Raw genomic sequence first — 22,599 nt, 5'->3', positions numbered from 1 at the left:
AAGTAGATGTTGGTGAAAAATGTTTCTATTAAATTTATTAAATCAGTAATTGTTTCTGATTAATTAACTTTTTTAGGAAATATTATTGAACTTTGATGACTTTGATGGTAATAACAGGAAAAACAGTTTATGGATAGGCTTGATTCAATTGATATTCGAATTTTAAATCTGCTTCAGAAAGATTCTTCATTGGGTGTAAAAGATGTTTCGGCAGCTATAGGTTTAAGTGTATCACCTACTTATGAGCGCATTAACCGCTTAAAGAGAGATGGTTTTATAGAGAAATATGTAGCTATTGTAAATCGTGAAAAAATTGGCAAACATCTGCTGGTATTATGCACGGTTACCTTAAAACAGCAATCAATGGAAACACTGGTGATCTTTGAGCAAACCATTACCAATTTTAAGGAAGTGCTCGAAGTATTGTGTTTAGCCGGTAATCATGATTACTTATTGAAAATAGCTGTTAAAGATGTGAACGATTATCATTCGTTTGTGCTAAACAGATTATCTCAAATTCCCAATATTTCTAATCTGCAAAGTAGTTTTGTTTTAAAAGAGATTAAAAATGAAACAGCGATGGAGATTGTTTAATCTACAATTGTGGATCAACTGATTGTCTTTCTTCAATTATTTGTTTGGCTGCTATTACGGCATGAGGAACGAGTTTATTGGCGTAAATTAAACCTTCCAACTCTTGATTTGAGTAATGTCCCAGGTTCTTTTTAAATTTTTCGAGTTCCTCATTATAATAGAATTCCTCTTCAATAGCCGTTTTTTCAATGGTTACCGATGAAAAGATATACGCTTTGACTTTCTTATAGTTTATAAAGAAATAAGAAAGGATCAAAAGAAAGCCTATTTCTCCAAAACCAATAGAAAGTGAGTTAAAGCTCAGGTCACCTGTATATTCGCCTGAAGTGAAGTTAATAAGATTGGCTAAGCTTAATAATAAAAAAACAGCGAGTAAGTTCTTGAACCAAACTCTTTTATAACAATAAGTAACGGTTAAAATCGCTAGCAAGGCAAATGCTAAATAATTTTTTATTGAAAAATGCCTATGATAAGATACACCATCAATAGCTTCTTCTAATGTTATTAAGTTGATTAAAGTATTAATTGATAGAATTAGAAGAAAAATAATTGGAATAAAGTTTTTGTGTTTCTTTAAAGCAGCAGCAATAGGCGTCATTTAAATAGCTAGTGTATTCGTAATATTTTAACGAGGCATAGAAAAGAATGTTACAAAAAAGACTCATTGGCGGTACACTCTTACTATTTATTGAACCTTATATCCTTTTTCTGATCTGTTATCCTGATCAAAATATTCGTTGATTTCGGTGGCAATGGACATGAAGGTTTCGAGTTTATCCTTACTGATAACCCTTTCCACCTCATTCCTGATCTCTGTAATACATGATTGAACGTTAATTATTAATTCAGCTCCCAAATCAGTTAAAATAACCAGAAGTGCCCTTGAATCTTTTGGATCTTTAATCGTCTCTACATAGCCCATTTCTTCAATGTCTTTAACCAGCTTACTCATCGCCTGTTTAGAAATATTAGCTCTATCGGCTAATGTCACAATATTGGTTCCCTCAATATCGATGTTGGCAAAAATGGCTGTATGTTGAAACGAGCACGAAAGATAGCCCATTTCATGGATACGTTTAGTAAGTCTACTGCTTAAATGCATTCTTAGGTTATGAACTGTTCGGCTAAGACTTTTCTTTCTTAAATCCGTTAATTGCTCAAGTTGACCCTTTAATCGTTCTTTCATAAAATACTCACGTTTCTGATTGCAGCTACAATAACATTCAGAGTGCAATATGTAAATTTATTTTACAAAAATAGTCAATAAGGTTGACAATATAGTCAACGTGGTTTACCTTTGTAAAATATTTTAAAATTTATGAGCACTGAGAATTCTACATCAAATCCAAGTAAGAAAATTGTTAGCCGCGTGATAATTGGTATAGTGATTATCGCTGCTTGTATTTATGGCTATAAGCGCATTACTTTCTTTTTAGCCCACGAAAGCACTGATAATGCACAGGTTGAGGGTCATATGACGCCAATTTTATCGCGTGTAGGAGGTTATGTAAAAACCGTAAATGTTCAGGATTATCAACAAGTAAAAGTAGGGGATACCATTGTTACCGTTGATGACGATGAGTTACAGATAACCCTGAAACAAATGGAAGCTGAATATCAAACGGCTTTGGCTGATCTTGAAAGCGCAAAGGCTTCGTTAAAGAATACGGAACTGACCGCAAACCTGAGCAAAACCAATTTGTCTTTAAATCAAATTAAAGCTAATAAGGCTTCTGCTGATTATAAACGTGATCAAAACTTATTTAAAGACCAGGCCATCACTTCGAAACAAGTTGATGATTCGAAAACCAATTATGATGTTACCCAAAAACAAATAGTAGCCTCACAGGAAGATGTAGCCATTTCAGCTTCTAGAATTCCAATGATGCAGGCTGCTGTAGCTAAAGCCCAGGCAAATGTTGATTTCAAGAAAGCTAAAATAGATGAAGAAAAACTGAAGCTTTCTTATACGACTATTGTTGCAACAGCAAGTGGTAAAATCGGTAAAAAGAACATTGAGAACGGACAATATATTCAAGCCGGTCAGTCATTAATGACCATTATTGATAATAATGAGTTTTGGGTGGTAGCTAATTTTAAAGAAACTCAAATTGAGAAGATCAAAGTTGGTCAAGCTGCCAAAATCACTATCGACAGTTATCCTGATTTAAGCATTTTAGGTAAGGTTGTTTCAATTTCTGAAGCCACGGGCGCCAAGTTCTCTTTACTACCTCCTGACAACGCCACCGGCAACTTCGTTAAAGTTACCCAGCGTGTTCCTGTAAAAATCCAATTGAACGAACCAGATAAATACCGCGAGTATTTAAAATCAGGCTTAAGTTTGGACGTTTCTGTAGAGGTTAAGTAATATGGCTACTCCAACAGGCTTTAAAAAATGGATTGTTGTAATAACAGTTATTGTTGCAGCGATCATGGAGCTGATTGATACTTCAATTGTAAACGTTGCCTTGTCGCAAATGAGCGGCAGTTTAGGTGCGTCAATTGAAGATATTGCCTGGGTGGTAACATCATACGCAATTGCCAACGTAATTATCATTCCGATGACAGGCTTTTTGGCTCGTTATTTTGGGCGGAAAAATTACTATCTCGGCTCCATTATATTATTCACCATTGCTTCGTATGCCTGTGGTCAATCAACCAGTTTGGTTGAACTGGTTATTTTCAGGTTCATACAAGGCGTGGGTGGTGGCGCGCTTCTATCTACATCTCAAGCTCTTTTATTTGATTCATTTCCTACTGAAGAACGTCCGTTTGCTTCCGCTTTATTTGGTATGGGAGTGATTGTTGGCCCTGCCTTCGGCCCAACTCTAGGAGGTGTGATCATTGATCATTTCAACTGGCCATTGATATTCGATATCAATGTTCCGGTAGGTATTGTTGCCGCGGTTTTAGTTTACCTGTTTGTTGATAAGAAACCGGAAGAGTACAGTATCGATCGCAAAAACATGCATATTGATGTGATTGGAATTGTATTACTTGCTGTAGGAATTGGAGCGTTACAGGTTGTCCTTGAAAAAGGCGAATCGGAAGATTGGTTCCACACCAACTATATCACCGTTTTAACCATTGCCGCAATTGTCGGTCTGGTAGGTTTTGTGTTCTGGGAGCTCCGGCAAAAAGAACCGGTGGTTAACATCCGGGTGATGGGTAATAAAACCCTGGCCTTTACCACAATCTTAACCTTTATTTTCGGTTACGGGTTGTTTGCGGCCGTATTTATTTACCCGGTAATGGTTCAACGATTAATGGGTTACACTCCAACTATGACGGGTGTTTCATTAATTCCCGGGACCTTGAGTGCCTTTTTCATTTTGCCTATTGTAGGTAAAATGATGGTTAAAGGAACCTCTCCTCAATTATTCGTAGGTGTTGGCTTTGCCTGTTACATAGGATTTTGTTTTTGGATGGCCAGCTTTAATGCCGATGCAAGTAGCTGGGATTTCTTTCATCCCTTGATCATCCGTGGGGTGGGAGCAGCTATGTTAACGGTGCCGTTGACCAACCAGGCAGTAATGGGCTTAGCACCAAAAGATATTCCACAAGGGATTGCCATTAACAACATGATGCGCCAGTTGGGTGGAGCTTTTGGTATTGCTATAACCAATACTTATATCGGCAACCGTATGGGCACGCACCGGGTTGATTTGGTAAGTAATGTAGATGGTGGATTTATTTCATCTCAACGTATCAATCAATTAACCAGCTTTTTTATGAGTAAAGGAGCTGATTTGACCCGTGCAAAAGATCAGGCTTTACACATGATCGATGGAATTGTAAATCAACAGGCTGCATTACTAAGTTATCAGGATGCATTTCGTTTGGTGGGCATTTTCTTTATTATTTGCCTTCCTTTAATTGGTTTGGTAAAACGTAAAACCATGAGCAAAAAAGAAGCTGAACAAGCTCAAAAAGCAGCAGCAGAGGCAGCACATTAGTAAATAATAATAGCTTGTAGTAAATTGAACTACATTTTCAATTCACAACTACAATCAAAAAATAAATCGAAAGATAGATGGACAAAAAATACGTATTCGGTATAATTTCATTGTTTGCATTTACCTCTTTACAGGCGCAAACCAATGAACCAGCGTCATTAAATGGCATTGTTGCCAAGGCGATCGATTATTACCCAACATTAAAAGAACAAAAGGTTCAGTTGGAAGTAAGCGATTTTCAAACTGAAATCACCAAAAGTAAATACTTACCAACTGTTACAGGCGACGCTGCTTATCATCACGTGTACCCTGATTCTTACGCTAACTTTGGACCGGAGCAATTCTCTTTTTACCCACTCGACCAATGGGATGCTGGTATTAAAGTAAATCAGCTGGTGTATGATTTTGGGAAAACCAAGGCAGATATTGATAAAAGTAAGAGTCAGAAAAAGGTTGTGGAAAGTCAGTACAAGAGCACCTCGTTTGGTTTTGCTTATCGTGTGGCCAATGTTTACAACAATATTATTTTTCTGAACAAAAGTATTGATGCCATTGACGCCCAAATTGAGGTGTTAAACGGTACCAAAAAGATCATTGACAGCCGTATTCGTAATGGTGTAGGTATTGAGTTTGATTTGGTATCGACACAGGTTAAGTTGAATGATGCCATCAATCGTAAAACAGAACTACAGAATTCCCTTCAAAAGCAGGTTATATTGTTGAACACTATGGCAGGTACTTCTTACAATAGCAGTTCAATTCCGTTTAAGAGTTTCGATTACCAACTTACCCAGCATAATGCGGACTCAGTTTTCGCTGTAGCACAGGCAACCAACCCTGATTTAGCTGCTGCAAAATCTCGTCAGGATGCAGCCGCAAGTGAGCTGAAAATAACGGAAAAGAATTGGGCTCCGGCTTTACGCTTTGTTGGTGGGACAGGCTATAAAAACGGCTATTTCCCTGGCGATCTCTACAAAATGAAGTTCAACTATAATGTTGGGGCGGTTTTATCTGTTCCAATTTATACGGGAGGGCGTAACGACAATGAGCATAATATCTCAAAAGTCAACTACAAAGCCTCTGAATACAATACTGATGCGGTAAGCATTAACCTTAAAAAAGATATTCAGCAAACCATTGCAGATGAAAGTACTGAACGTGAAAAGGTTACATTTTCAGCAACCCAGGTTGAACAAGCTCAAAAAGCACTTGACCTGGCTAACTCAAGATTCAAAAATGGTGTAATTACCAATATTGAATTGTTGGATGCTCAAAGTAATTTATTAAAGGCTAAGGTCGATCAAATTCAATTCGAATATCAACTAGCAACCACCCAGTTAGCTTTAAAACGCTTAATGGGTGTACAGTTTTGGAACAATAATTAAGCAAAATACATAGATAGGTTGTATTATTGCCGGCGCTAATCAGTGATGAGAGCGCCGGTTTCTTGTATATCCGCCAATCAAACCAATAAATCAAAATGCCCAATCTTTTAACCACCATATTATTGCTGCTTTTCGGCGCAATTGAAATTAATTCACCAAAATCTGAATCCGGAAGCCGGTGTTATATCGTTCAAAAGGTTGTTGATGGAGATACATTCTCGATTATTAATGGTAAAAATCAAACTGAAAAGATCAGACTGATTGGCATTGATGCACCCGAGATCCATAGATCGGCTCACAAGGAGGTTGGTGTTTATGGCCAACAGGCTAAGTCTTTTTTAATTGCATTATTGAAAGATAAACAGGTAAAGCTGGAATATGATGTTAGCAAAAAAGACCGTTACGGACGAACATTGGCTTACGTTTATTTGCCTAACGGTGTTTTTATTAATGAAAAATTAGTTGCTCTCGGATATGCAAAAGCTGCTACTTTTCCTCCAAACGTTAAGTTCTCCAAGTATTTTGTAAAACTCGAACGCGAAGCTCGCAGCAAAAATCTGGGGCTTTGGAAATATGAATAAAAGATTCAGGAATCAAGAATAAAGAACCAGGAACATTTGTTGAATTGACAAATTGTTGGGTGATATATCCTGATTCTTATCTCTTACTTCTTGGCTCTACTTCCTAATCCTCCTGCTCCCTATGCTGGAAACTATAATATAAATAGAATAGAGCCGGGAGAATAAATAAACTGCCCAGTATTAGCGCCCATCCTAAGACTGTTAATGTACTTAAAGGGGCCGTATTTTCAAGCAGTGATATAAATGAGTTATTCTTCAACAAAACAAAAGCAGGAAAATACTCATATCCTACAGCAAATAAGATCATTGTGATTTGAAACCCAGCCAATATTCTCACTCTGTTTTTCTTTCCCTTTAGAAGATAATCCCACAAAAAGAATAACGAAATTGAAGCAGCGATAATGGCCAATAAACTAATTCGATTCGTCAATAACCCTTTAAAAATTCCAATAGATTCCATCTCTGAAATTATAAATACCAATGCACCCGATAAAACAGTGGCAATATTCATCCACTTTGCTTTTGAAATAAAAATACCGGCATCTTCAGTCGTTTTAGCTTCCCCAATCAAATAAACCGCCGCTAAGAAACCGCAAATGCAAACAGTGAACAATCCAACGCTAAGCGAGAATAGATTAAACCACGGGGCTATAAAAGCTTCCTGAAAACTAACTGCCACCGGATCAATTTTTCCACTGATCAATGCACCAGCAATAATGCCTAAAAATAGGGGAGTGATAAAACTTGAATAAACAAAGATCAGATTATATACCTTTTGCATATCGTCTTTAACCGCATCATAATGTCGGAATACAAATGCAGTACCTCTTGCAATAATGCCAAATAGCATGATCAGTAAAGGAATATGAAGATGGACTGTAATGGTAGTATAAACTATCGGAAAACCTACAAATAAGATCACAATGGTAATAATTAGCCACATATGGTTGGCCTCCCAAATGGGGCCAATAGCTTTATAGGTAAGTTGACGGGTTTTGTTTTTAATGTCGTCGGAGCTAAATAACTCAATAATCCCTGCACCAAAATCAGCACCACCAAACAATAAATAGAGTAGGATGGAAAGGCCTAAAAAGGCAATATCGATATAAAGCATTACTTATTTTAAAGTTAAAGATGGATGGATGTTGTTTGCATCATACTTAAGTGGGATATTTTTTATTTGGCGATATAACAAAAAGGTAACCACTACGCTTAAGGATAAATAAACCAATGAGTATAGATAAAATGAATATTGGATGCCAGGCATTGGAGTTACGGCTTCGGAGGTTCTCATCACACCGTATATGATCCAAGGTTGACGACCTACTTCAGTAACTACCCAACCTGCCTCAAGAGCGATATAACCCAGAGGTGTGAGAATGGCAAAAAGTCTGAAAAACCAACTAGCTTCGAGCCATTTCTTCTTTCTATAAAAAGCGATTAAAAATAGAATTCCAGATAGCATCAAAATTACTCCGCAACCCACCATTACCTGAAATGCATAATGGGTAATGGCAACAGGAGGATGATTATTCTCCGGAATACGATCTAAACCCGTAACCTCAGCCTTAAAGTTACCATGAGCCAAAAAACTTAAGGCACCAGGGATTTTAATTGCATAATCAACTCGTTTCTCTTTTTCATTCGGGATTCCCCCAATTATTAAAGAAGCTCTTTCTTCAGTTTTGAAATGCGCTTCCATGGCAGCAAGCTTGGCTGGTTGGCGTTGGGCTACATCCTTGGCAGAAATGTCACCGCTTATGGGTTGTAAAATGGCGCAAACAGCTCCGAATGAAATAGCAATTTTAAATGCTTTCCAATGAAATAAGGTGTTTTTGCCTTTTAGAATCATTAAAGCATGTACGCCTGCCACCGCAAATCCAGTAGATACAAAAGCGGCTATGGTCATATGTAAGGCTTGTGAAAACCAGGCTTCATTGAACATCGCTTTCATCGGATCGACGTTAAGATACTCTCCATTTACAAAATCAAAACCGGCAGGGCTGTTCATCCATGCGTTTGCTGAAACTACCAAAATTCCAGAGGCTAATCCGGTTATTCCAACCATAACGCCTGTAAACCAATGGAACCAGGGTTTGAATTTCTTCCATCCGTACAAATAAAAGCCTAAGGCAATTGCTTCAATGAAGAATGCAGTGCCTTCCAAAGAGAATGGCATTCCGAAAATGGGACCTGCATGCTTCATAAATGTTGGCCACAACAAACCTAATTCAAACGACAGCATAGTACCTGAAACGGCACCAGTAACAAAAAATATTGCCACCCCTTTACTCCATGCTTTCGTAAGGTTTTTAAACTGCTCGTCGCCTGTTTTTAACCATTTATAATGAGATACGGCCATAAAAAAAGGCATTGCCATGCCTATACAAGAAAATATGATATGGAAGCCCAGGGAAAGGGCCATTTGTGAACGGGCGGCTAGTAAATTATCCATACTTCAAATTTATTAAAAGAACGGTTGCAACATTGAAAATTATTTTTTTCTCCGAAAAATTGCTACTCAACCAGCTAATCGGGGTATCTGAAAGAGGTTCATTTTTTAGGAAAATTGATTTCGGAATAAGGTATTTTTTTATAAAATTTATACAAATAATATCCCACCGGATATACTCTTCTAATTGTTCATTAATTAAAAATTATGCGTATGAACAGCACAATTCAAGCATCCGATTTACACGGAGAAATTACAGAATGGAAAAACCTGGTAAACACGGTTAGAGATGAACTAAAAAAGTTTAACTCGAGCTTAACCGAGGTGGTTAAAAAAAGAAACGCCGACGCTATGCCTTTTGTTGAACACTTTCAAAACCAGTTTATCAGGCATAGTGAAGTTTCTGATGAGTTATTTCACGATTTGAAACAAGCAGATAAGGCTATTAAACTCAAGGCCGAAGAAAATGGGTCTGATGTAAATCAATTAACGGTTGATGATCCAGAAGAACTCAGAAGCCGAACAAGTTCTTATCAAAAGATCTTTGATGAATTAAAATCTGAGTACAATTCCTTCTTAACGAAATACAATTAATAATAGAAGAAGCCTTTCAACTTAATTTTGAAAGGCTTCTTTGCTTTTACATTTTTTGTAAAGTCGATTTATACTCTTCCCATTTCTTCTTTAAATAGTGGTTTTCTCCAAAGTAATTCAGAATAGGAATAAACTCATCGCTATTTACAAAACCGGCAACAGCAGTTAGTACTTGAAGTTTTTCATCCATAAACACCGTATTGGGATACGACATCTGACCATTCAATAAAGCCGCTGCTAATTCGTTACAACGGTAGTTAGGATTATAAGCATATACCTTATTGTTAAACGTAATCGTATCTCTGGTTTCAGCGTTAAATTTTACTGCGTAATAGTCCCTGTTAATTATTTCAATAACACCTTCATTCAGGTATGTTTTTTTGTCCATGGTTTTGCACCAACCACACCAGTCAGTATAAACATCAATTAAAATCTTCTTAGGTTTCTTTTTCATAAGTGCTTCAACTTCTTGCATGTTTAACCATCTAATTTCATTTTTCTGTTGACTGTAACAAAAATTAGACAGTATTAAAAAGGCCATTAAGGGTATTGGAAAACGCTTTTTAAAGGATTTAAAACGCATATGCTTAACTTTTTTTATAAATTATTTTAATAATCTGGTAAATCTTTCTACTTTTGTAGTGCCCACCCAGGGCATGTTTTTCATAGGTAGATGTGGGGTCGATTAAGAGATTAATCGGCCCTTTTTTTATTTCGATGCATTTGACGGATTTTATACTCATTACTTTGCTGTGTGAAAATAATCATAAAGCGTTAATTTGTATCGACAAAAAACTAATTCAATCTACAGAATACTTTTAACTACTGATTTTCAGATCAATGAGACATAAAATTATATTGGCCATAACAGGGGCAAGCGGTTCAGTTTATGCAAAAGTATTGCTTGATAAACTCATGCAGTTAAATAAACAGATTGATGATGTTGGGATAGTAATGTCTGATAACGCAAAACAGGTTTGGGAGTTTGAATTGGATAATAACTCATATCAACAATATCCATTTAAATTCTACGACAAGAAAGACTTTATGGCTCCTTTTGCATCTGGCTCAGCAAAGTTTAATACCATGATCATTGCTCCCTGTTCAATGGGTACCTTAGCTCGAATTGCAGCAGGAGTTTCTGATGATTTGATTACACGAGCCGCAGATGTAATACTTAAAGAACGTCGCAGACTAATATTGATTACCAGGGAAACACCATTGAGCCTTATTCATATTAATAATATGAAAACGGTAACAGAAGCGGGAGGGATTATTTGTCCCGCAAGCCCTTCTTTCTATAGCAAACCACAGTCACACGAAGAAATAGCGCTTACCGTGATTAATCGGATAATTGATTTGATCGGATTAGAAGATGAAACATATAGGTGGGGGAATTAAGAGGTAATATTGTCAAATTGATAAATGGTTAAATTGTAAAACAATAAAACAATAAAACAATAAAACAATAAAACAATAAAACAATAAAACAATAAAACAATAAAACAATAAAACAATAAAACAATAAAACAATAAAACAATAAAACAATCCCCCTAATCACCTCATTACCAAATTTCAAATTAACCAATTTACAAATCAAAAAAAGCGTACCTTTGCGCCTTATGAATTCGCCTCAAAAAGTTAGTTTTTACACGCTGGGATGCAAGTTGAACTTCTCTGAAACTTCCACCATTGGTCGCATGTTTGCCGACAATGGCTATAAGCAAGTGGAATTTCAGGAAGGTGCGGATGTTTATGTGATCAATACCTGTTCGGTGACTGAAAACGCTGATAAAAAGTGTAAGAAGGTTGTAAAGGAGGCTCTAAAATATTCACCTAAAGCATATGTGGTAATCATTGGCTGCTATGCGCAATTAAAGCCTGCAGAAATTGCAGATATTCCCGGAGTGGATTTGGTTTTAGGCGCGGCCGAAAAATTCAGACTGCTTGATTTCATAAATGATCTCACTAAAAAACCGAAGGCCGAAATTCATAACCAACCGATCAACGAAGCTAATACGTTCGTTTCATCCTACTCGGTGGGTGATCGTACACGGGCTTTTCTGAAAGTTCAGGATGGTTGCGATTATTCTTGTTCTTTCTGCACCATTCCTTTAGCCAGGGGTGCCAGCAGGAGCGATACCGTTTCAAATATTGTTAAGTCCGCTACTGAAATTGCAGCTTCGGGAGTTAAAGAAATTGTATTGACTGGAGTGAATATTGGCGATTACGGGAAAGGGGAACACGGCAATAAAAAGCATGAAAATACTTTTCTGGAACTTATACAGGAATTAGATAAGGTGGATGGTATAGACAGGATTCGCATCTCTTCGGTTGAACCTAATTTGTTGACTAATGAGGTAATTGAGTTTGTAGCCCAATCGAAACGTTTTGTTCCGCATTTTCATATTCCATTACAATCAGGTAATAATAAAATTTTAGGACTAATGCGCCGCAGATATAAACGTGAGTTGTATGCTGAGCGCGTTGCACATATAAAATCATTAATGCCCGAATGTTGTATCGGAGTGGATGTGATTGTTGGTTTTCCAGGTGAAACAAAAGAAGATTTTCTCGATACCTATAACTTTTTAAACGGGCTCGATATTTCCTATCTGCATGTATTTACTTATTCAGAACGCGAAAATACCCCAGCGATTGATTTTGAAGGTGTTGTAGGAGGTTCAGAACGGGCAGACAGGAGTAAAATGCTTCATATTTTATCTGAAAAGAAACGTCGGTTTTTCTATGAACAAAATCTCAGTAAAAATTATCAGGTTTTATTTGAAGCCGATTGCAAAGATGGAATAATGCATGGCTTTACCCGTAACTATATTAAAGTATCAGTAAAGTACGATCCAGTTTTGGTAAATGAATTAAAAGATGTCCAATTGGTATCAATAAACAATGAAGGTGATGTTGATATTAAAGAGGCAGAAGAGATTTTAGTTCATTAATTCTGATCATTTTTGAGTTGAACAACCCTTTATAATCTTAACACCCAATGCCTCGCGGAGAACGCCGAAAAAGAGCTTTTATACTTTCTAAAACAATATTTGAAAACAAAACATTCAGATTTCTTATATCTGGCGGAACATCAACCCTTGTTGATATTGGCTTATACAGGATTTTCTATTATCACATACTGTATCAACAACCGATCAATTTTTTAGGTTCTCAAATAAGTGGGCATACAGCTGCTCTTTGCGTGTCATTTACTGCCGGATTTATTACCAATTTTTTAATCAGTAAATTTTTTGTTTTCAATAATTCGAACCTTCAAACCAGGGTTCAATTATTTAGATACATGGTGGTGGCAGCCGTAAACTTTTGCGCCAATTATTTTCTGCTGAAATTATTTGTTGAGTTCCTGCATTTGGAACCAACAGTTTCAAGAGCAATTTCTGCTATGATAGTTGCAGTAATGAGTTTTTTATTGGGTAAATATTTCGCTTTCAAAGTTAAAACAATTTAGTATGATCAATTTAGCAAGCATTTTCTTACAGGTAAAAGAGATAACATTAAGCACTGGATCGTTTATCAGAGAGGAACGTAAAAAGTTCAACACAGATAAAATTGAATATAAGGGTTTGAACAACCTGGTTTCGTATGTTGATAAAACTGCCGAAGAAATGATTGTTAAGGCATTGATTCAAATTTTGCCGGAAGCGGGATTTATTACAGAAGAGGAAACAATAAATAAAAATGGAGAGCGCTATAATTGGATTGTTGATCCGCTAGATGGAACTACCAATTTTATTCACGGTATACCCACTTATTCAATTAGTATTGCCTTACATGAATATGACCAGCCAATTTTGGGTGTAGTTTATGAGATCAATCTTGATGAACTGTTTTATACCTGGAGAGGGGAGAAGGCTTATTTAAATGGAACACCTATTCAGGTTTCAACCAATAAAACGTTAGGCGAATCATTGTTAGCTACTGGTTTTCCTTATTACGACTTTGAAAAGGCTGAACAATATATCAATGTTTTCAAGGAATTAATGCAGCAAACGCATGGTTTACGCCGCATTGGATCCGCGGCTGTTGATTTAGCTTATGTGGCTTGTGGTCGTTTTGATGGCTATTTTGAATTTAATTTAAATGCTTACGATGTTGCTGCCGGTGCTTACCTGGTTCAGCAGGCAGGTGGAACGATTCACAATTTTTCAGGAGGAGATGAATACATTAATTCCAGAGAAATTGTTGCTGGAAATGGTCATATCGGAAATGAAATTCTGAAAATTACACAAAAATATTTTTAACATTTTTGTAACAAAATCTACCTATTATTTCATTTTCTCTATTAAATATACTCAACCTGTAGGTTTTTAATTAGCTATTAATTAGAACTATACGAATTTATCTTCAAGTACTTGCAATTTTTTTTTTGACTTTATGGTTGATGCTTCTATATTAGCAACCAAATAACTCATTGAGGAAACTCAATTAGCTATAATTTAAAAAGAAAAACAGCCAGTATTATGAAAAAAAATTTACCCTTAAGGCTTTGCTATGCCTTGATGTTAGCATCTATTACGGGGTCAGCAGTGGCTTCACCCAATGTAAATCACCTAATTATTACTAAAACAACCAAAAAGGCAGACGTAACTGTTAGCGGTAACGTTACTGATGAAACAGGTATGCCTCTTCCTGGTGTTTCTATCCTTGTGAAAGGTACAAGTAAGGGAACATCAACTGATGTTGACGGTAATTATTCAATTGTAGCCCCTTCGGATGCTACTTTGGTTTTCCAGTTTATTGGTTTTGTAAGCCAGGAAGTAACCTTGAACGGAAAAATGGCCAAGGTTAATATTTCTTTGAAGCCAGAATCAAAAGCACTTACCGAGGTAGTTGTAATTGGTTACGGTAGCAAAAGCAAAAAGGACTTAACCGGTTCTGTTGCTGCTGTTACTGAAAAAGATTTCTTAAAAGGCCCCATCTCTTCACCTGAGCAGTTATTAACCGGTAAAGTAGCCGGTGTATCAATTATTTCAGGAAGTGGTGCTCCTGGTGCGTCGTCTCAGATTTTAATTCGCGGTGGAAATTCAATTTCAGCAGGTAACTCACCTCTTATTGTTGTTGACGGAATTCCTTTGGATAATGGAACATTGGCCGGTTCACAAAACCCGATGGCAATGATTGATCCTAAGGATATTGAGTCGTTCAGTGTTTTGAAAGATGCTTCTTCTGCAGCGATCTACGGTTCAAGAGCTTCTAATGGTGTAATTATTATCACCACAAAAAAAGGAACTTCTGATAAAATGAAAGTTAACTTTACAACTTCTAACGGTGTTCAGCAAGTAGTTAAAACAGTTGATGTATTATCTGCCGCTCAATTCCGTGATTTTGTAAATGCAAGTGGTGACCAAACCTATATTGATAAATTAGGAAATACCAGCACTAACTGGCAAAAAGAAATTTATCAATCGGCATTTGTAACTGATAACAGTTTCAATATTTCAGGTGGTCTTAAAAAACTTCCTTATCGCCTTTCTGTAGGTTATTTAAATCAGAATGGTGTTCTTAAAACTGATAACATGGAGCGCTTAAACAGTGCTTTATCATTAAATCCAAAGTTCTTTAATAATAGCTTATCAGTTGATGTAAACGCCCGTTATTCAAACATAAAAAATAGGTTTGCTAATACGGCTGCTATTGGTAGTGCGGTTAGGTTTGACCCTACTCAATCTATTTATTCTGACAATGCCGATTTGGCTAAGTACGGAGGATATTTTCAATGGTTAGACGGAGATAAGTGGCAAAATCAGTCTCCAGCAAACCCTGTAGCCTTATTAAACCAAAATAATAACAATAGTAATGTAGATCAGTTTATCGGTAACGCCCGCTTAGACTATAAATTACCTTTCTTGCCTGAATTAAGAGCTAACCTTAATGTGGGCTATGATTACAGCAAAGGTGAAGGTGTTACTGTTTTCTCAACAGATGCAGCTCCACAATATCTTAATCATTTCCAAAGAACCCCTTACGCTCAGGAAAAGAAAAATAAACTATTCGATTTCTATTTAAACTATAACAAAGATTTCAAAGCAAGTAAAAGTAATTTGGACTTAACCGGTGGTTATACTTATCAGGATTTTTATAATGATATTCCAAATTCTGCTACTTACAACTATGAAGGAACTGAAGTAACTGTTCAACCAGCTCCTTTCCCAACAACTACCCAAAACACGTTGGTTTCATTCTTTGGTCGTTTAAATTACACGTTCAACGAGAAATATTTATTGCAAGCCAGTATGCGTGCTGATGGATCATCGAAATTTTCAAAAGAAAATCGTTGGGGTTATTTCCCTACCATTTCGGGAGCATGGAAAGTTAACCTGGAAAATTTCATGAAAGGTTCTGAAACTATCAGTGATTTTAAAGTACGTGCAGGTTGGGGTGTTACCGGTCAGCAAGATGGAATTCAAAATTATAAATACATTCCTGTATATGCATTATCTACGCTTACAGCACAATATCAATTTGGTGATAACTTTTATCAAATGTATCGTCCTGTAGCATATGATCCTAATTTGAAATGGGAGCAGACAGATGCAATAAACGTAGGTTTAGACCTTGGTTTCTTTAATAACAGAATCACTGCTACCATTGATGCATACAGAAAAAATACTTCAGACCTACTAAATAATATTCCTGTTCCAGGTGGATCAAACTTTAGTAACTATTTATTAACCAATGTTGGTTCATTGCGAAATAAGGGTATTGAATTGACTGTAAACACTATTCCGGTTAGCAAAAAAGATTTAAACTGGAACCTTGGCTTTAACGTTTCTTATAATGAAAATGAAGTTACCAAACTTACTCAGGTAACCGACCCTAATTATCCAGGTGTACCAACCGGAGGAATTACTGGTGGTACTGGAAGCAATATTCAGATCTTCAGTATCGGTCATAAATCAGGTGCATTTTATGTGTATCAGCAAGTATATGATGCAAATGGAAAACCTATTGAAGGTGCTTATGTAGACAGAAACAATGACGGTATTAGAAATGAAAAAGATCTGTACCATTATAAATCATCAATTGCTCCAGTGGCTTTAGGTTTAAATAGCTCGTTAACGTACAAGAAATGGACGGCTTCAATGGCTTTCCATGGTTCGGTGAATAATTATATGTACAACAACATCTATTCAAACATCGGTGTTGAAAAAAGAGTTTTGGATCCATTGATGTATTTAGGTAATGCTTCTTCTAACATGTTAGCAACTGGCTTTAATGAAACTCAATTACAGTCAGACTATTATGTTCAAAATGCATCATTCTTACGTATGGACAACCTTAATGTTGGTTATCATTTCGGAAAATTAAACAGAAGCATTGCTAACTTAAGTATTACTGCTAACGTTCAGAACGTATTTGTAGTAACTAAATACAAAGGATTAGATCCGGAGATCAGTTCAGGTATCGATAATAATTTCTATCCACGTCCACGCACATTTACTTTAGGAGTAGGAGTAGACTTTTAATCACATCAAATTAAGATTAACACCATGAATTCAAAATATATTAAAAAACTCTCATTAACAGGTGTATTGGCATTAGCCTTAACATCATGTATTAATGATTTAGATAGGCAACCATTTTATGATGTAACATCAAATGTGGTATATAAAACTCCTGAAGGTTACAAACAGGCATTGGCAAAAGTTTACGGTTGTTATGGAACAACAGGTAATCAAGGTCCTGCCGGTCAGGGTGACTTAGGAGGTATTGATGAAGGTACTTCTGATTTTTTTCGCCTATTCTGGGATGCTCAACAGTTACCAACAGATGAAACTGTTACCGCATGGAATAGTGATCCGGGTTTGCAGGATTTCCACCTAATGAACTGGTCATCGGATAACGCCTTCTTAAAAGGTATTTACTATCGATCATTCTATCAAATTACAGCTGCAAATGAGTTCATTAGAGAATCTAGTGATGAAAAATTGGCATCTCGTGGAATTTCTGGTAACGACGCTGCTGAAATCAAATATCAGGCTGCAGAGGCTCGTTTCTTAAGAGCTTTTCAATATTGGGTATTAATTGATTTGTTTGGAAATGTGCCTTTTGTGGATGAAAATAGTCCACTTGGTGCGAATCTTCCTCCACAGAAAGACAGAATTACCTTATTTAAGTATGTAGAAAGTGAGTTAAAAGCTATTGAAAGCTTACTTAAAGAGCCACGCACCAACGAATACGGCCGTGCCGATAAGGCTGCTGCATGGGCATTGTTAGCTCGTTTATATTTGAATGCGGAGGTTTATACCGGTGATGCTAAATATGCTGAAGCTGCAGTATACGCAAACAAAGTAATTAGTGCAGGCTATATATTAACACCTAAATACAAAAACCTTTTTGTTGCCGATAATAATGTTGTTGCAAAAAATGAGATCATCTTAAGTATTAACTATGATGGTGCTAAAACTCAGAGCTATGGAGGTACAACTTTCCTTGTAAATGGGTCTGTTGGTGCTGATATGGATAAAACTATTTCTGGAACAAGTGCAGGATGGGGTGGTCACAGAACAACCAAGAATTTGCCAAAATTGTTTGAAAATCCATTGAATTCAGCTGATAAAAGAGCAATGTTCGTTGATAATGCAGGAGAAGAGATCAATAACGTTTTGGTATTTAGCCAAGGTTATGCAAGTATCAAATTCAAGAACATTAAAGCGGATGGAACATTTTCACCAAACATGAACTTAGGATATTCTGATACTGATTTTCCGTTGTTCCGTTTAGGCGAAATGTACCTGATTGTTGCTGAGGCTGCAGTGCGTGCTGGCAATCAAACAGCTGCTGTAAATGCGGTAAATGTTTTACGTGCCCGCGCTTTTGAAAGTCAAACAGAAGGCAAATTAACTTCTATTTCGTTACCACAGATATTGGATGAGCGTTCGCGCGAATTGTATTGGGAAGGTTTCAGAAGAACTGACTTGATTCGTTTCCACCAGTTTGTTGAAGGTACATATTTATGGCCATGGAAAGGTGGAGCTGCAACAGGATCAAGTGTAGAAAGTCATAGAATTCTCTATCCTATCCCTTCAGATGAGATTTCTGCCAATCCAAATATTATTCAAAACAAGAACTATTAATTCAATAGCGCTATAGAAATTAAGATATTATGAAAAATACATTCAAAAATATAATAGGATGTGGTGCTGCTATGTTGTTAATGCTTTCTTCTTGTAAGAAAGATGAAAACATGGTTATTGCTACGGATGGCACTCCATCAGTTTTAACTGCATCTAATCAAAATGTGGTGTTAACAGAAGCGACTGAATCGCAAGAAGCAGTTAGATTTTCTTGGACTAGAGCTGATTACGGATATACTTCGGTTGTTAAATACCAGCTTCAGGTTGATAAAAAAGGGAACGGTTTTGCTAAACCTGCAACTATGCCATTATCAATTTCAGGTAATAAAAATTCGTATGAGCAGGCCCTGACAGTAAAGCAGTTCAATACAATGTTGGCTGAACTTAAGTTGCCTACTGATGTAGCATCGGATGTGGAACTGCGTGTTACATCCAGAATTAGTACCGCGGTAGACTCCATTTTCTCAAATACACCGCTTCAGATGAAAGTTGTTACCTACTCTGGAAAACCAAAAGTTATGTATTTGGTGGGTGGTTCAACAATTGCTGACTGGAATCCTGATAAAGCGATTCAATTCACAGATTTAGGTGAAGGAAAACTGGTAACCTATCAATATTTAATTGCTAGTGGAGGTGGTTTCAAACTTTTACCTACAAAAGGTTCATGGTCAGGCGACCTTGGTATGAAAGGTGGTGAACCTGGTGTTTTAATATCTGAAGGTGAAGATAATATTCCGGTTGCTGCCGATGGTTTCTATAAGATAGCTCTTAATATGCAAACCATTAAAACAGGTACATATACATTAACCGGTACCTCATGGGGTGTTATTGGTGATGCAACTCCTGGTGGTTGGGATACCGACACAAACATGACTTATGATCCGGCAAGTAAAACGTGGAAAGTTACTATGGACCTAATTGCTGGTAAGCAGTTCAAATTCAGATTGGAAGATGGTTGGGCGATAAACTCAGGTTCTGCTACAGCAGCAGGTGACGGAGAAGTAGCCTTGACAGGTTCATTGAAACAAGACGGAAAAAATATTGGAGTTGGCGCAGGAGGAAGTTATACTATTACTTTTGATGCTGTTAACCAAACATTTAGCATGGTTAAAAACTAATTATTTGATTTAAGTCAAAAAACAAGCCGCCCACTTAAATGGCGGCTTGTTTTGTATAATGCTGACTATCTTTGCGTTGTCTTTGTAATTTAAGTTCTAAAAATTAGTGCAAATGAAAAAATATTTCGGGTTAATACTGTTAACGATTATAACGGTCATCGCTGCCTGTAAAAAGTCAGATGATCCAGAACCTAAGCCTCCTCAACCTCCGGTTATCACCGAAGTGAATTCATTGGACGAAAAGGCTGTTATTGCTTATAGTCCCGCTTTTCCAACTGATGATAAAGAAGTTACTCTTATTTTTAATGCTAATGAAGGCAATGCCGGCATGAAAGGTCTTTCGACCGATGTTTATATCTGGGCAGGTGTAATAACCGATAAAAGTACAGGTCCATCGGATTGGAGGTGGGGAAAAAGTTCTGATTGGACTAAGCCGGATGCAAATGCTAAGCTTACCAAAATTGCTGCCGATAAATATCAGCTTAAATTTGTGCCTCGCATTTTTTTTTCTAATGTACCTGCAAATGAAAAAATTCTAAAAGTGGCTATGGTGTTCAAAAATGCTGATGGTAGTAAAACGGGTCGTAATACAGATGGAAGTGATATTTACTTGCCTATTAGTTCATCTGGAACTTTAGGAATTCGCTTTACCTCTCCGGTGTTTAATCCTTTTTATGAGCCAACTTTAGTTAATTCAATAGCTAATATTGGCGAATCAACAAAGTTATCCGTTGTGGCATCTGAAAAGGGAAAGATTACCTTATATGTGAATGGGTCAGAAGTAAAGTCAGCCGAAAATGTAGCTTCATTCTCAACAGATGTTGCTTTAACTAAAACTGGTGACAACGAAATTAAAGCGGTGATTTCTGCGGGTGGAAAAACGGCTGAGAAAAAATTTAATGTTGTTGTTAAAGGTCAGGTTGAAGTTGCAGCTATACCAGGCAATGCAAAACCTGATGGAGTTACCTATATCAACAATGGGACCTCTGCAATTTTTACTTTACTAGCTCCAAATAAGCAAAATGTTTTCCTTATTGGTGATTTCACTGATTGGAAAATGGATATTAAAGGTTTTATGAAGAAAACCACGGATGGTAAACGTTGGTGGATTCAAATTGACGGACTTACACCGGGTGAAAAATACGGCTACCAGTTTGTGGTTGATGGAACCTTAAAGGTTGCCGACCCTTATTGCCAGCTGATTCTCGATCCTAGTAATGATCAATATGTTCCAACTTCAGTTTTTCCAAGTTTAAAAGCTTATCCAACAGGAAAAACTTCAGGAATTGTAAGCGTTGCTCAAAGTAATGAACCGTCATACAACTGGAAGTATACCAGTTTTACTCGCCCTGATAAAAGTAAATTGGTGATTTATGAATTGCATTTGCGCGATTTTCTTCAAACGCATAGCTATTCTACTTTAATTGATACATTAGATTATTTGACTGGTCTTGGTGTCAATGCAGTTGAGTTAATGCCTGTTAACGAGTTTGAAGGCAATAACAGCTGGGGTTATAATCCAAGTTTCTATTTTGCTCCGGATAAATATTATGGTACCAAAAACAAACTGAAGGAAGTTATTGATGAATGTCATAAGCGCGGAATGGCTGTGGTGATTGATATGGTATTAAACCACTCATTCGGGCAGTCGCCAATGGTACAATTGTATTGGAATGGTACATCAGGTAAACCAGCTGCAAATAACCCTTGGTTCAATACTGATGCTAAACACCCTTACAACGTAGGTTACGACTTTAATCACGAAAGCGCAGAAACCAAGTATTTTTCTAAAAATGTGATGGAGTTCTGGATAAAAGAATATCATTTGGACGGTATGAGGTTCGACTTATCGAAAGGATTTACTCAAAAGAATAACCCTGATAATGTAGATGCCTGGGGCGCCTATGATGCTACTCGTATTGCGATCTGGAAGGATTATAATTCCTATATAAAGAACCTTGACAATAACTTTTATGTTATTCTCGAACACTTAGGTTCCGATCAGGAAGAAACTGAATTGGCAAACGAAGGAATGTTGTTGTGGAATAACGTGAATGGAAGTTTTGCTAATGCAACGCAAGGAAAATCATCAAGCCTTTCTCGTATCATGTACACTAGCCATGGTTTTACCAAATCAAACCTTGTTACCTATATGGAAAGTCATGACGAGCAGCGTTTAATGTATCATGCGTTAAATGGAGGAAATTCAAACGGTACATATAATATCCGGGATCTTGCCACCGCTTTAAACCGCCAAAAAATGAATGCTGCATTTTTATTTGTGGCTCCGGGGCCGAATATGATCTGGCAATTTGGTGAACAAGGTTATGATATTTCTATAGACCAAAATGGACGTACCGGAGAAAAACCGATCCAATGGGAATATTTGCAAAATGCCAGCCGTAAGCAATTATATGATGTATATGCTAAGATGGTTAAGTTAAAAACCAAGACCAATTGGTTGGATAATGCAACCTATACCACATCGATAAGCAATTCGGCATGGAAGTACATGATCATTCAGTCATCAGCCGGAAAGATCGTTGTTGTGGGTAACTTCGATGTGTCTGCTCAGGCTGTGAATTTCAATTTCCCATCGTCGGGCGATTGGTATGAATATGCTGGCAGTGGTTCAGGTACTATAAATTTACCTGCAGGTACTTACAATACTACTTTAGCGCCAGGTGAATACCACGTTTACACAAGTTCGGAAGTGAAACCCTAGTTAATTGACAAATAAATTGAAGGGTCAGTAATTTTTACTGGCCCTTTTTTGTTTTCCGAAATACATTTTGAAAGCTTAACGTATATTTT

At 36.8% G+C, this 22,599-nt stretch carries 19 protein-coding genes; 14 read left to right on the top strand and 5 right to left on the bottom strand.

The annotated features are described in order from the left end of the window. Nucleotides 1-129 precede the first annotated feature (129 nt). Nucleotides 130-594, top strand: a complete 465-nt coding sequence (locus C3K47_RS06555) for an Lrp/AsnC family transcriptional regulator (protein WP_103788325.1) — start codon at nucleotides 130-132, stop codon at nucleotides 592-594. Nucleotide 595: 1 nt separating this feature from the next. Here C3K47_RS06555 and C3K47_RS06550 read toward each other — a convergent pair whose 3' ends face one another. Together C3K47_RS06550 and C3K47_RS06545 are read right to left on the bottom strand one after the other, a co-directional pair. Further along, nucleotides 596-1,192 (bottom strand): hypothetical protein, encoded by a 597-nt coding sequence (locus tag C3K47_RS06550; protein ID WP_103788324.1) that lies wholly within the window; start codon nucleotides 1,190-1,192, stop codon nucleotides 596-598. 87 nt (nucleotides 1,193-1,279) lie between these two features. After that, nucleotides 1,280-1,780 (bottom strand): MarR family winged helix-turn-helix transcriptional regulator, encoded by a 501-nt coding sequence (locus tag C3K47_RS06545; RefSeq protein ID WP_103788323.1) that lies wholly within the window; start codon nucleotides 1,778-1,780, stop codon nucleotides 1,280-1,282. Nucleotides 1,781-1,912: 132 nt separating this feature from the next. Between C3K47_RS06545 and C3K47_RS06540 the strand changes: the two genes are divergently transcribed. The 4 genes from C3K47_RS06540 (at nucleotide 1,913) to C3K47_RS06525 (ending at nucleotide 6,516) form a co-directional block, all read left to right on the top strand. Continuing rightward, complete coding sequence (locus C3K47_RS06540) at nucleotides 1,913-2,962, top strand: HlyD family secretion protein (protein WP_103788322.1); 1,050 nt, start codon at nucleotides 1,913-1,915, stop codon at nucleotides 2,960-2,962. Nucleotide 2,963: 1 nt separating this feature from the next. After that, the gene (locus tag C3K47_RS06535) at nucleotides 2,964-4,550 is read left to right on the top strand and encodes a DHA2 family efflux MFS transporter permease subunit (protein ID WP_103788321.1); all 1,587 of its coding nucleotides are present in this window, start codon (nucleotides 2,964-2,966) and stop codon (nucleotides 4,548-4,550) included. 77 nt (nucleotides 4,551-4,627) lie between these two features. Further along, the gene (locus C3K47_RS06530) at nucleotides 4,628-5,935 is read left to right on the top strand and encodes a TolC family protein (protein WP_103788320.1); all 1,308 of its coding nucleotides are present in this window, start codon (nucleotides 4,628-4,630) and stop codon (nucleotides 5,933-5,935) included. Nucleotides 5,936-6,030: 95 nt separating this feature from the next. Beyond that, nucleotides 6,031-6,516, top strand: a complete 486-nt coding sequence (locus C3K47_RS06525) for a thermonuclease family protein (RefSeq protein ID WP_103788319.1) — start codon at nucleotides 6,031-6,033, stop codon at nucleotides 6,514-6,516. A gap of 103 nt (nucleotides 6,517-6,619) precedes the next feature. Here C3K47_RS06525 and C3K47_RS06520 read toward each other — a convergent pair whose 3' ends face one another. Together C3K47_RS06520 and C3K47_RS06515 are read right to left on the bottom strand one after the other, a co-directional pair. Next, complete coding sequence (locus C3K47_RS06520) at nucleotides 6,620-7,630, bottom strand: cytochrome d ubiquinol oxidase subunit II (RefSeq protein ID WP_103788318.1); 1,011 nt, start codon at nucleotides 7,628-7,630, stop codon at nucleotides 6,620-6,622. Between the two features lie 3 nt (nucleotides 7,631-7,633). Then, nucleotides 7,634-8,971: a cytochrome ubiquinol oxidase subunit I gene (locus C3K47_RS06515; protein WP_103788317.1), complete on the bottom strand. Its 1,338-nt coding sequence runs from the start codon at nucleotides 8,969-8,971 to the stop codon at nucleotides 7,634-7,636. Between the two features lie 210 nt (nucleotides 8,972-9,181). On the opposite strand from C3K47_RS06515, the gene C3K47_RS06510 reads away from it, so the two are divergent. Then, entirely contained in the window at nucleotides 9,182-9,562 is a 381-nt protein-coding gene (locus C3K47_RS06510; RefSeq protein WP_103788316.1) for a hypothetical protein, read from the top strand. A gap of 46 nt (nucleotides 9,563-9,608) precedes the next feature. Here the strand turns inward: C3K47_RS06510 and C3K47_RS06505 are convergent, their stop codons facing one another. Continuing rightward, nucleotides 9,609-10,103 carry a thioredoxin family protein gene (locus C3K47_RS06505; RefSeq protein WP_262508177.1) on the bottom strand — a complete coding sequence of 165 codons (495 nt, stop codon included), beginning with the start codon at nucleotides 10,101-10,103 and terminating at the stop codon, nucleotides 9,609-9,611. 299 nt (nucleotides 10,104-10,402) lie between these two features. On the opposite strand from C3K47_RS06505, the gene C3K47_RS06500 reads away from it, so the two are divergent. The 8 genes from C3K47_RS06500 (at nucleotide 10,403) to C3K47_RS06465 (ending at nucleotide 22,510) form a co-directional block, all read left to right on the top strand. Beyond that, a complete protein-coding gene (locus C3K47_RS06500; RefSeq protein WP_103788314.1) occupies nucleotides 10,403-10,963 on the top strand; it encodes a UbiX family flavin prenyltransferase in 561 nt (186 codons plus the stop codon). A 222-nt stretch (nucleotides 10,964-11,185) separates the two neighbouring features. Next, a complete protein-coding gene (gene mtaB, locus C3K47_RS06495; protein WP_103788313.1) occupies nucleotides 11,186-12,520 on the top strand; it encodes a tRNA (N(6)-L-threonylcarbamoyladenosine(37)-C(2))-methylthiotransferase MtaB in 1,335 nt (444 codons plus the stop codon). Between the two features lie 47 nt (nucleotides 12,521-12,567). After that, on the top strand, nucleotides 12,568-13,038 hold the full coding sequence (locus C3K47_RS06490; protein WP_103788312.1) for a GtrA family protein: 471 nt from the start codon (nucleotides 12,568-12,570) through the stop codon (nucleotides 13,036-13,038). 1 nt (nucleotide 13,039) lies between these two features. Then, on the top strand, nucleotides 13,040-13,831 hold the full coding sequence (locus tag C3K47_RS06485; protein WP_165784651.1) for an inositol monophosphatase family protein: 792 nt from the start codon (nucleotides 13,040-13,042) through the stop codon (nucleotides 13,829-13,831). Between the two features lie 219 nt (nucleotides 13,832-14,050). Then, nucleotides 14,051-17,056: a SusC/RagA family TonB-linked outer membrane protein gene (locus C3K47_RS06480; RefSeq protein ID WP_103788311.1), complete on the top strand. Its 3,006-nt coding sequence runs from the start codon at nucleotides 14,051-14,053 to the stop codon at nucleotides 17,054-17,056. Between the two features lie 24 nt (nucleotides 17,057-17,080). Continuing rightward, nucleotides 17,081-18,667: a RagB/SusD family nutrient uptake outer membrane protein gene (locus C3K47_RS06475; RefSeq protein ID WP_103788310.1), complete on the top strand. Its 1,587-nt coding sequence runs from the start codon at nucleotides 17,081-17,083 to the stop codon at nucleotides 18,665-18,667. 29 nt (nucleotides 18,668-18,696) lie between these two features. Beyond that, nucleotides 18,697-19,785 carry a SusE domain-containing protein gene (locus C3K47_RS06470; RefSeq protein ID WP_103788309.1) on the top strand — a complete coding sequence of 363 codons (1,089 nt, stop codon included), beginning with the start codon at nucleotides 18,697-18,699 and terminating at the stop codon, nucleotides 19,783-19,785. Between the two features lie 112 nt (nucleotides 19,786-19,897). Next, nucleotides 19,898-22,510: a DUF4961 domain-containing protein gene (locus tag C3K47_RS06465; RefSeq protein WP_103788308.1), complete on the top strand. Its 2,613-nt coding sequence runs from the start codon at nucleotides 19,898-19,900 to the stop codon at nucleotides 22,508-22,510. The last annotated feature ends 89 nt before the right edge of the window (nucleotides 22,511-22,599 follow it).

The sequence above is a fragment of the Solitalea longa genome (assembly GCF_002920915.1).
In the GTDB taxonomy this organism is placed as follows: Bacteria; Bacteroidota; Bacteroidia; order Sphingobacteriales; family Sphingobacteriaceae; genus Solitalea; species Solitalea longa.
Note: the sequence above shows the minus strand (reverse complement) of the source record. Positions and strands in the feature narration are given on the sequence as shown.

Coding starts and splice junctions, on each gene's coding strand:
- C3K47_RS06490 (WP_103788312.1), top strand. CDS start 12,568: ATGCCTCGCGGAGAACGCCGAAAAAGAGCTTTTATACTTTCTAAAACA.
- C3K47_RS06520 (WP_103788318.1), bottom strand. CDS start 7,630: ATGCTTTATATCGATATTGCCTTTTTAGGCCTTTCCATCCTACTCTAT.
- C3K47_RS06470 (WP_103788309.1), top strand. CDS start 18,697: ATGAAAAATACATTCAAAAATATAATAGGATGTGGTGCTGCTATGTTG.
- C3K47_RS06530 (WP_103788320.1), top strand. CDS start 4,628: ATGGACAAAAAATACGTATTCGGTATAATTTCATTGTTTGCATTTACC.
- C3K47_RS06465 (WP_103788308.1), top strand. CDS start 19,898: ATGAAAAAATATTTCGGGTTAATACTGTTAACGATTATAACGGTCATC.
- C3K47_RS06505 (WP_262508177.1), bottom strand. CDS start 10,103: ATGGCCTTTTTAATACTGTCTAATTTTTGTTACAGTCAACAGAAAAAT.
- C3K47_RS06555 (WP_103788325.1), top strand. CDS start 130: ATGGATAGGCTTGATTCAATTGATATTCGAATTTTAAATCTGCTTCAG.
- C3K47_RS06480 (WP_103788311.1), top strand. CDS start 14,051: ATGAAAAAAAATTTACCCTTAAGGCTTTGCTATGCCTTGATGTTAGCA.
- C3K47_RS06485 (WP_165784651.1), top strand. CDS start 13,040: ATGATCAATTTAGCAAGCATTTTCTTACAGGTAAAAGAGATAACATTA.
- C3K47_RS06510 (WP_103788316.1), top strand. CDS start 9,182: ATGAACAGCACAATTCAAGCATCCGATTTACACGGAGAAATTACAGAA.
- C3K47_RS06500 (WP_103788314.1), top strand. CDS start 10,403: ATGAGACATAAAATTATATTGGCCATAACAGGGGCAAGCGGTTCAGTT.
- C3K47_RS06545 (WP_103788323.1), bottom strand. CDS start 1,780: ATGAAAGAACGATTAAAGGGTCAACTTGAGCAATTAACGGATTTAAGA.
- C3K47_RS06475 (WP_103788310.1), top strand. CDS start 17,081: ATGAATTCAAAATATATTAAAAAACTCTCATTAACAGGTGTATTGGCA.
- C3K47_RS06535 (WP_103788321.1), top strand. CDS start 2,964: ATGGCTACTCCAACAGGCTTTAAAAAATGGATTGTTGTAATAACAGTT.
- C3K47_RS06550 (WP_103788324.1), bottom strand. CDS start 1,192: ATGACGCCTATTGCTGCTGCTTTAAAGAAACACAAAAACTTTATTCCA.
- C3K47_RS06515 (WP_103788317.1), bottom strand. CDS start 8,971: ATGGATAATTTACTAGCCGCCCGTTCACAAATGGCCCTTTCCCTGGGC.
- C3K47_RS06540 (WP_103788322.1), top strand. CDS start 1,913: ATGAGCACTGAGAATTCTACATCAAATCCAAGTAAGAAAATTGTTAGC.
- mtaB (WP_103788313.1), top strand. CDS start 11,186: ATGAATTCGCCTCAAAAAGTTAGTTTTTACACGCTGGGATGCAAGTTG.
- C3K47_RS06525 (WP_103788319.1), top strand. CDS start 6,031: ATGCCCAATCTTTTAACCACCATATTATTGCTGCTTTTCGGCGCAATT.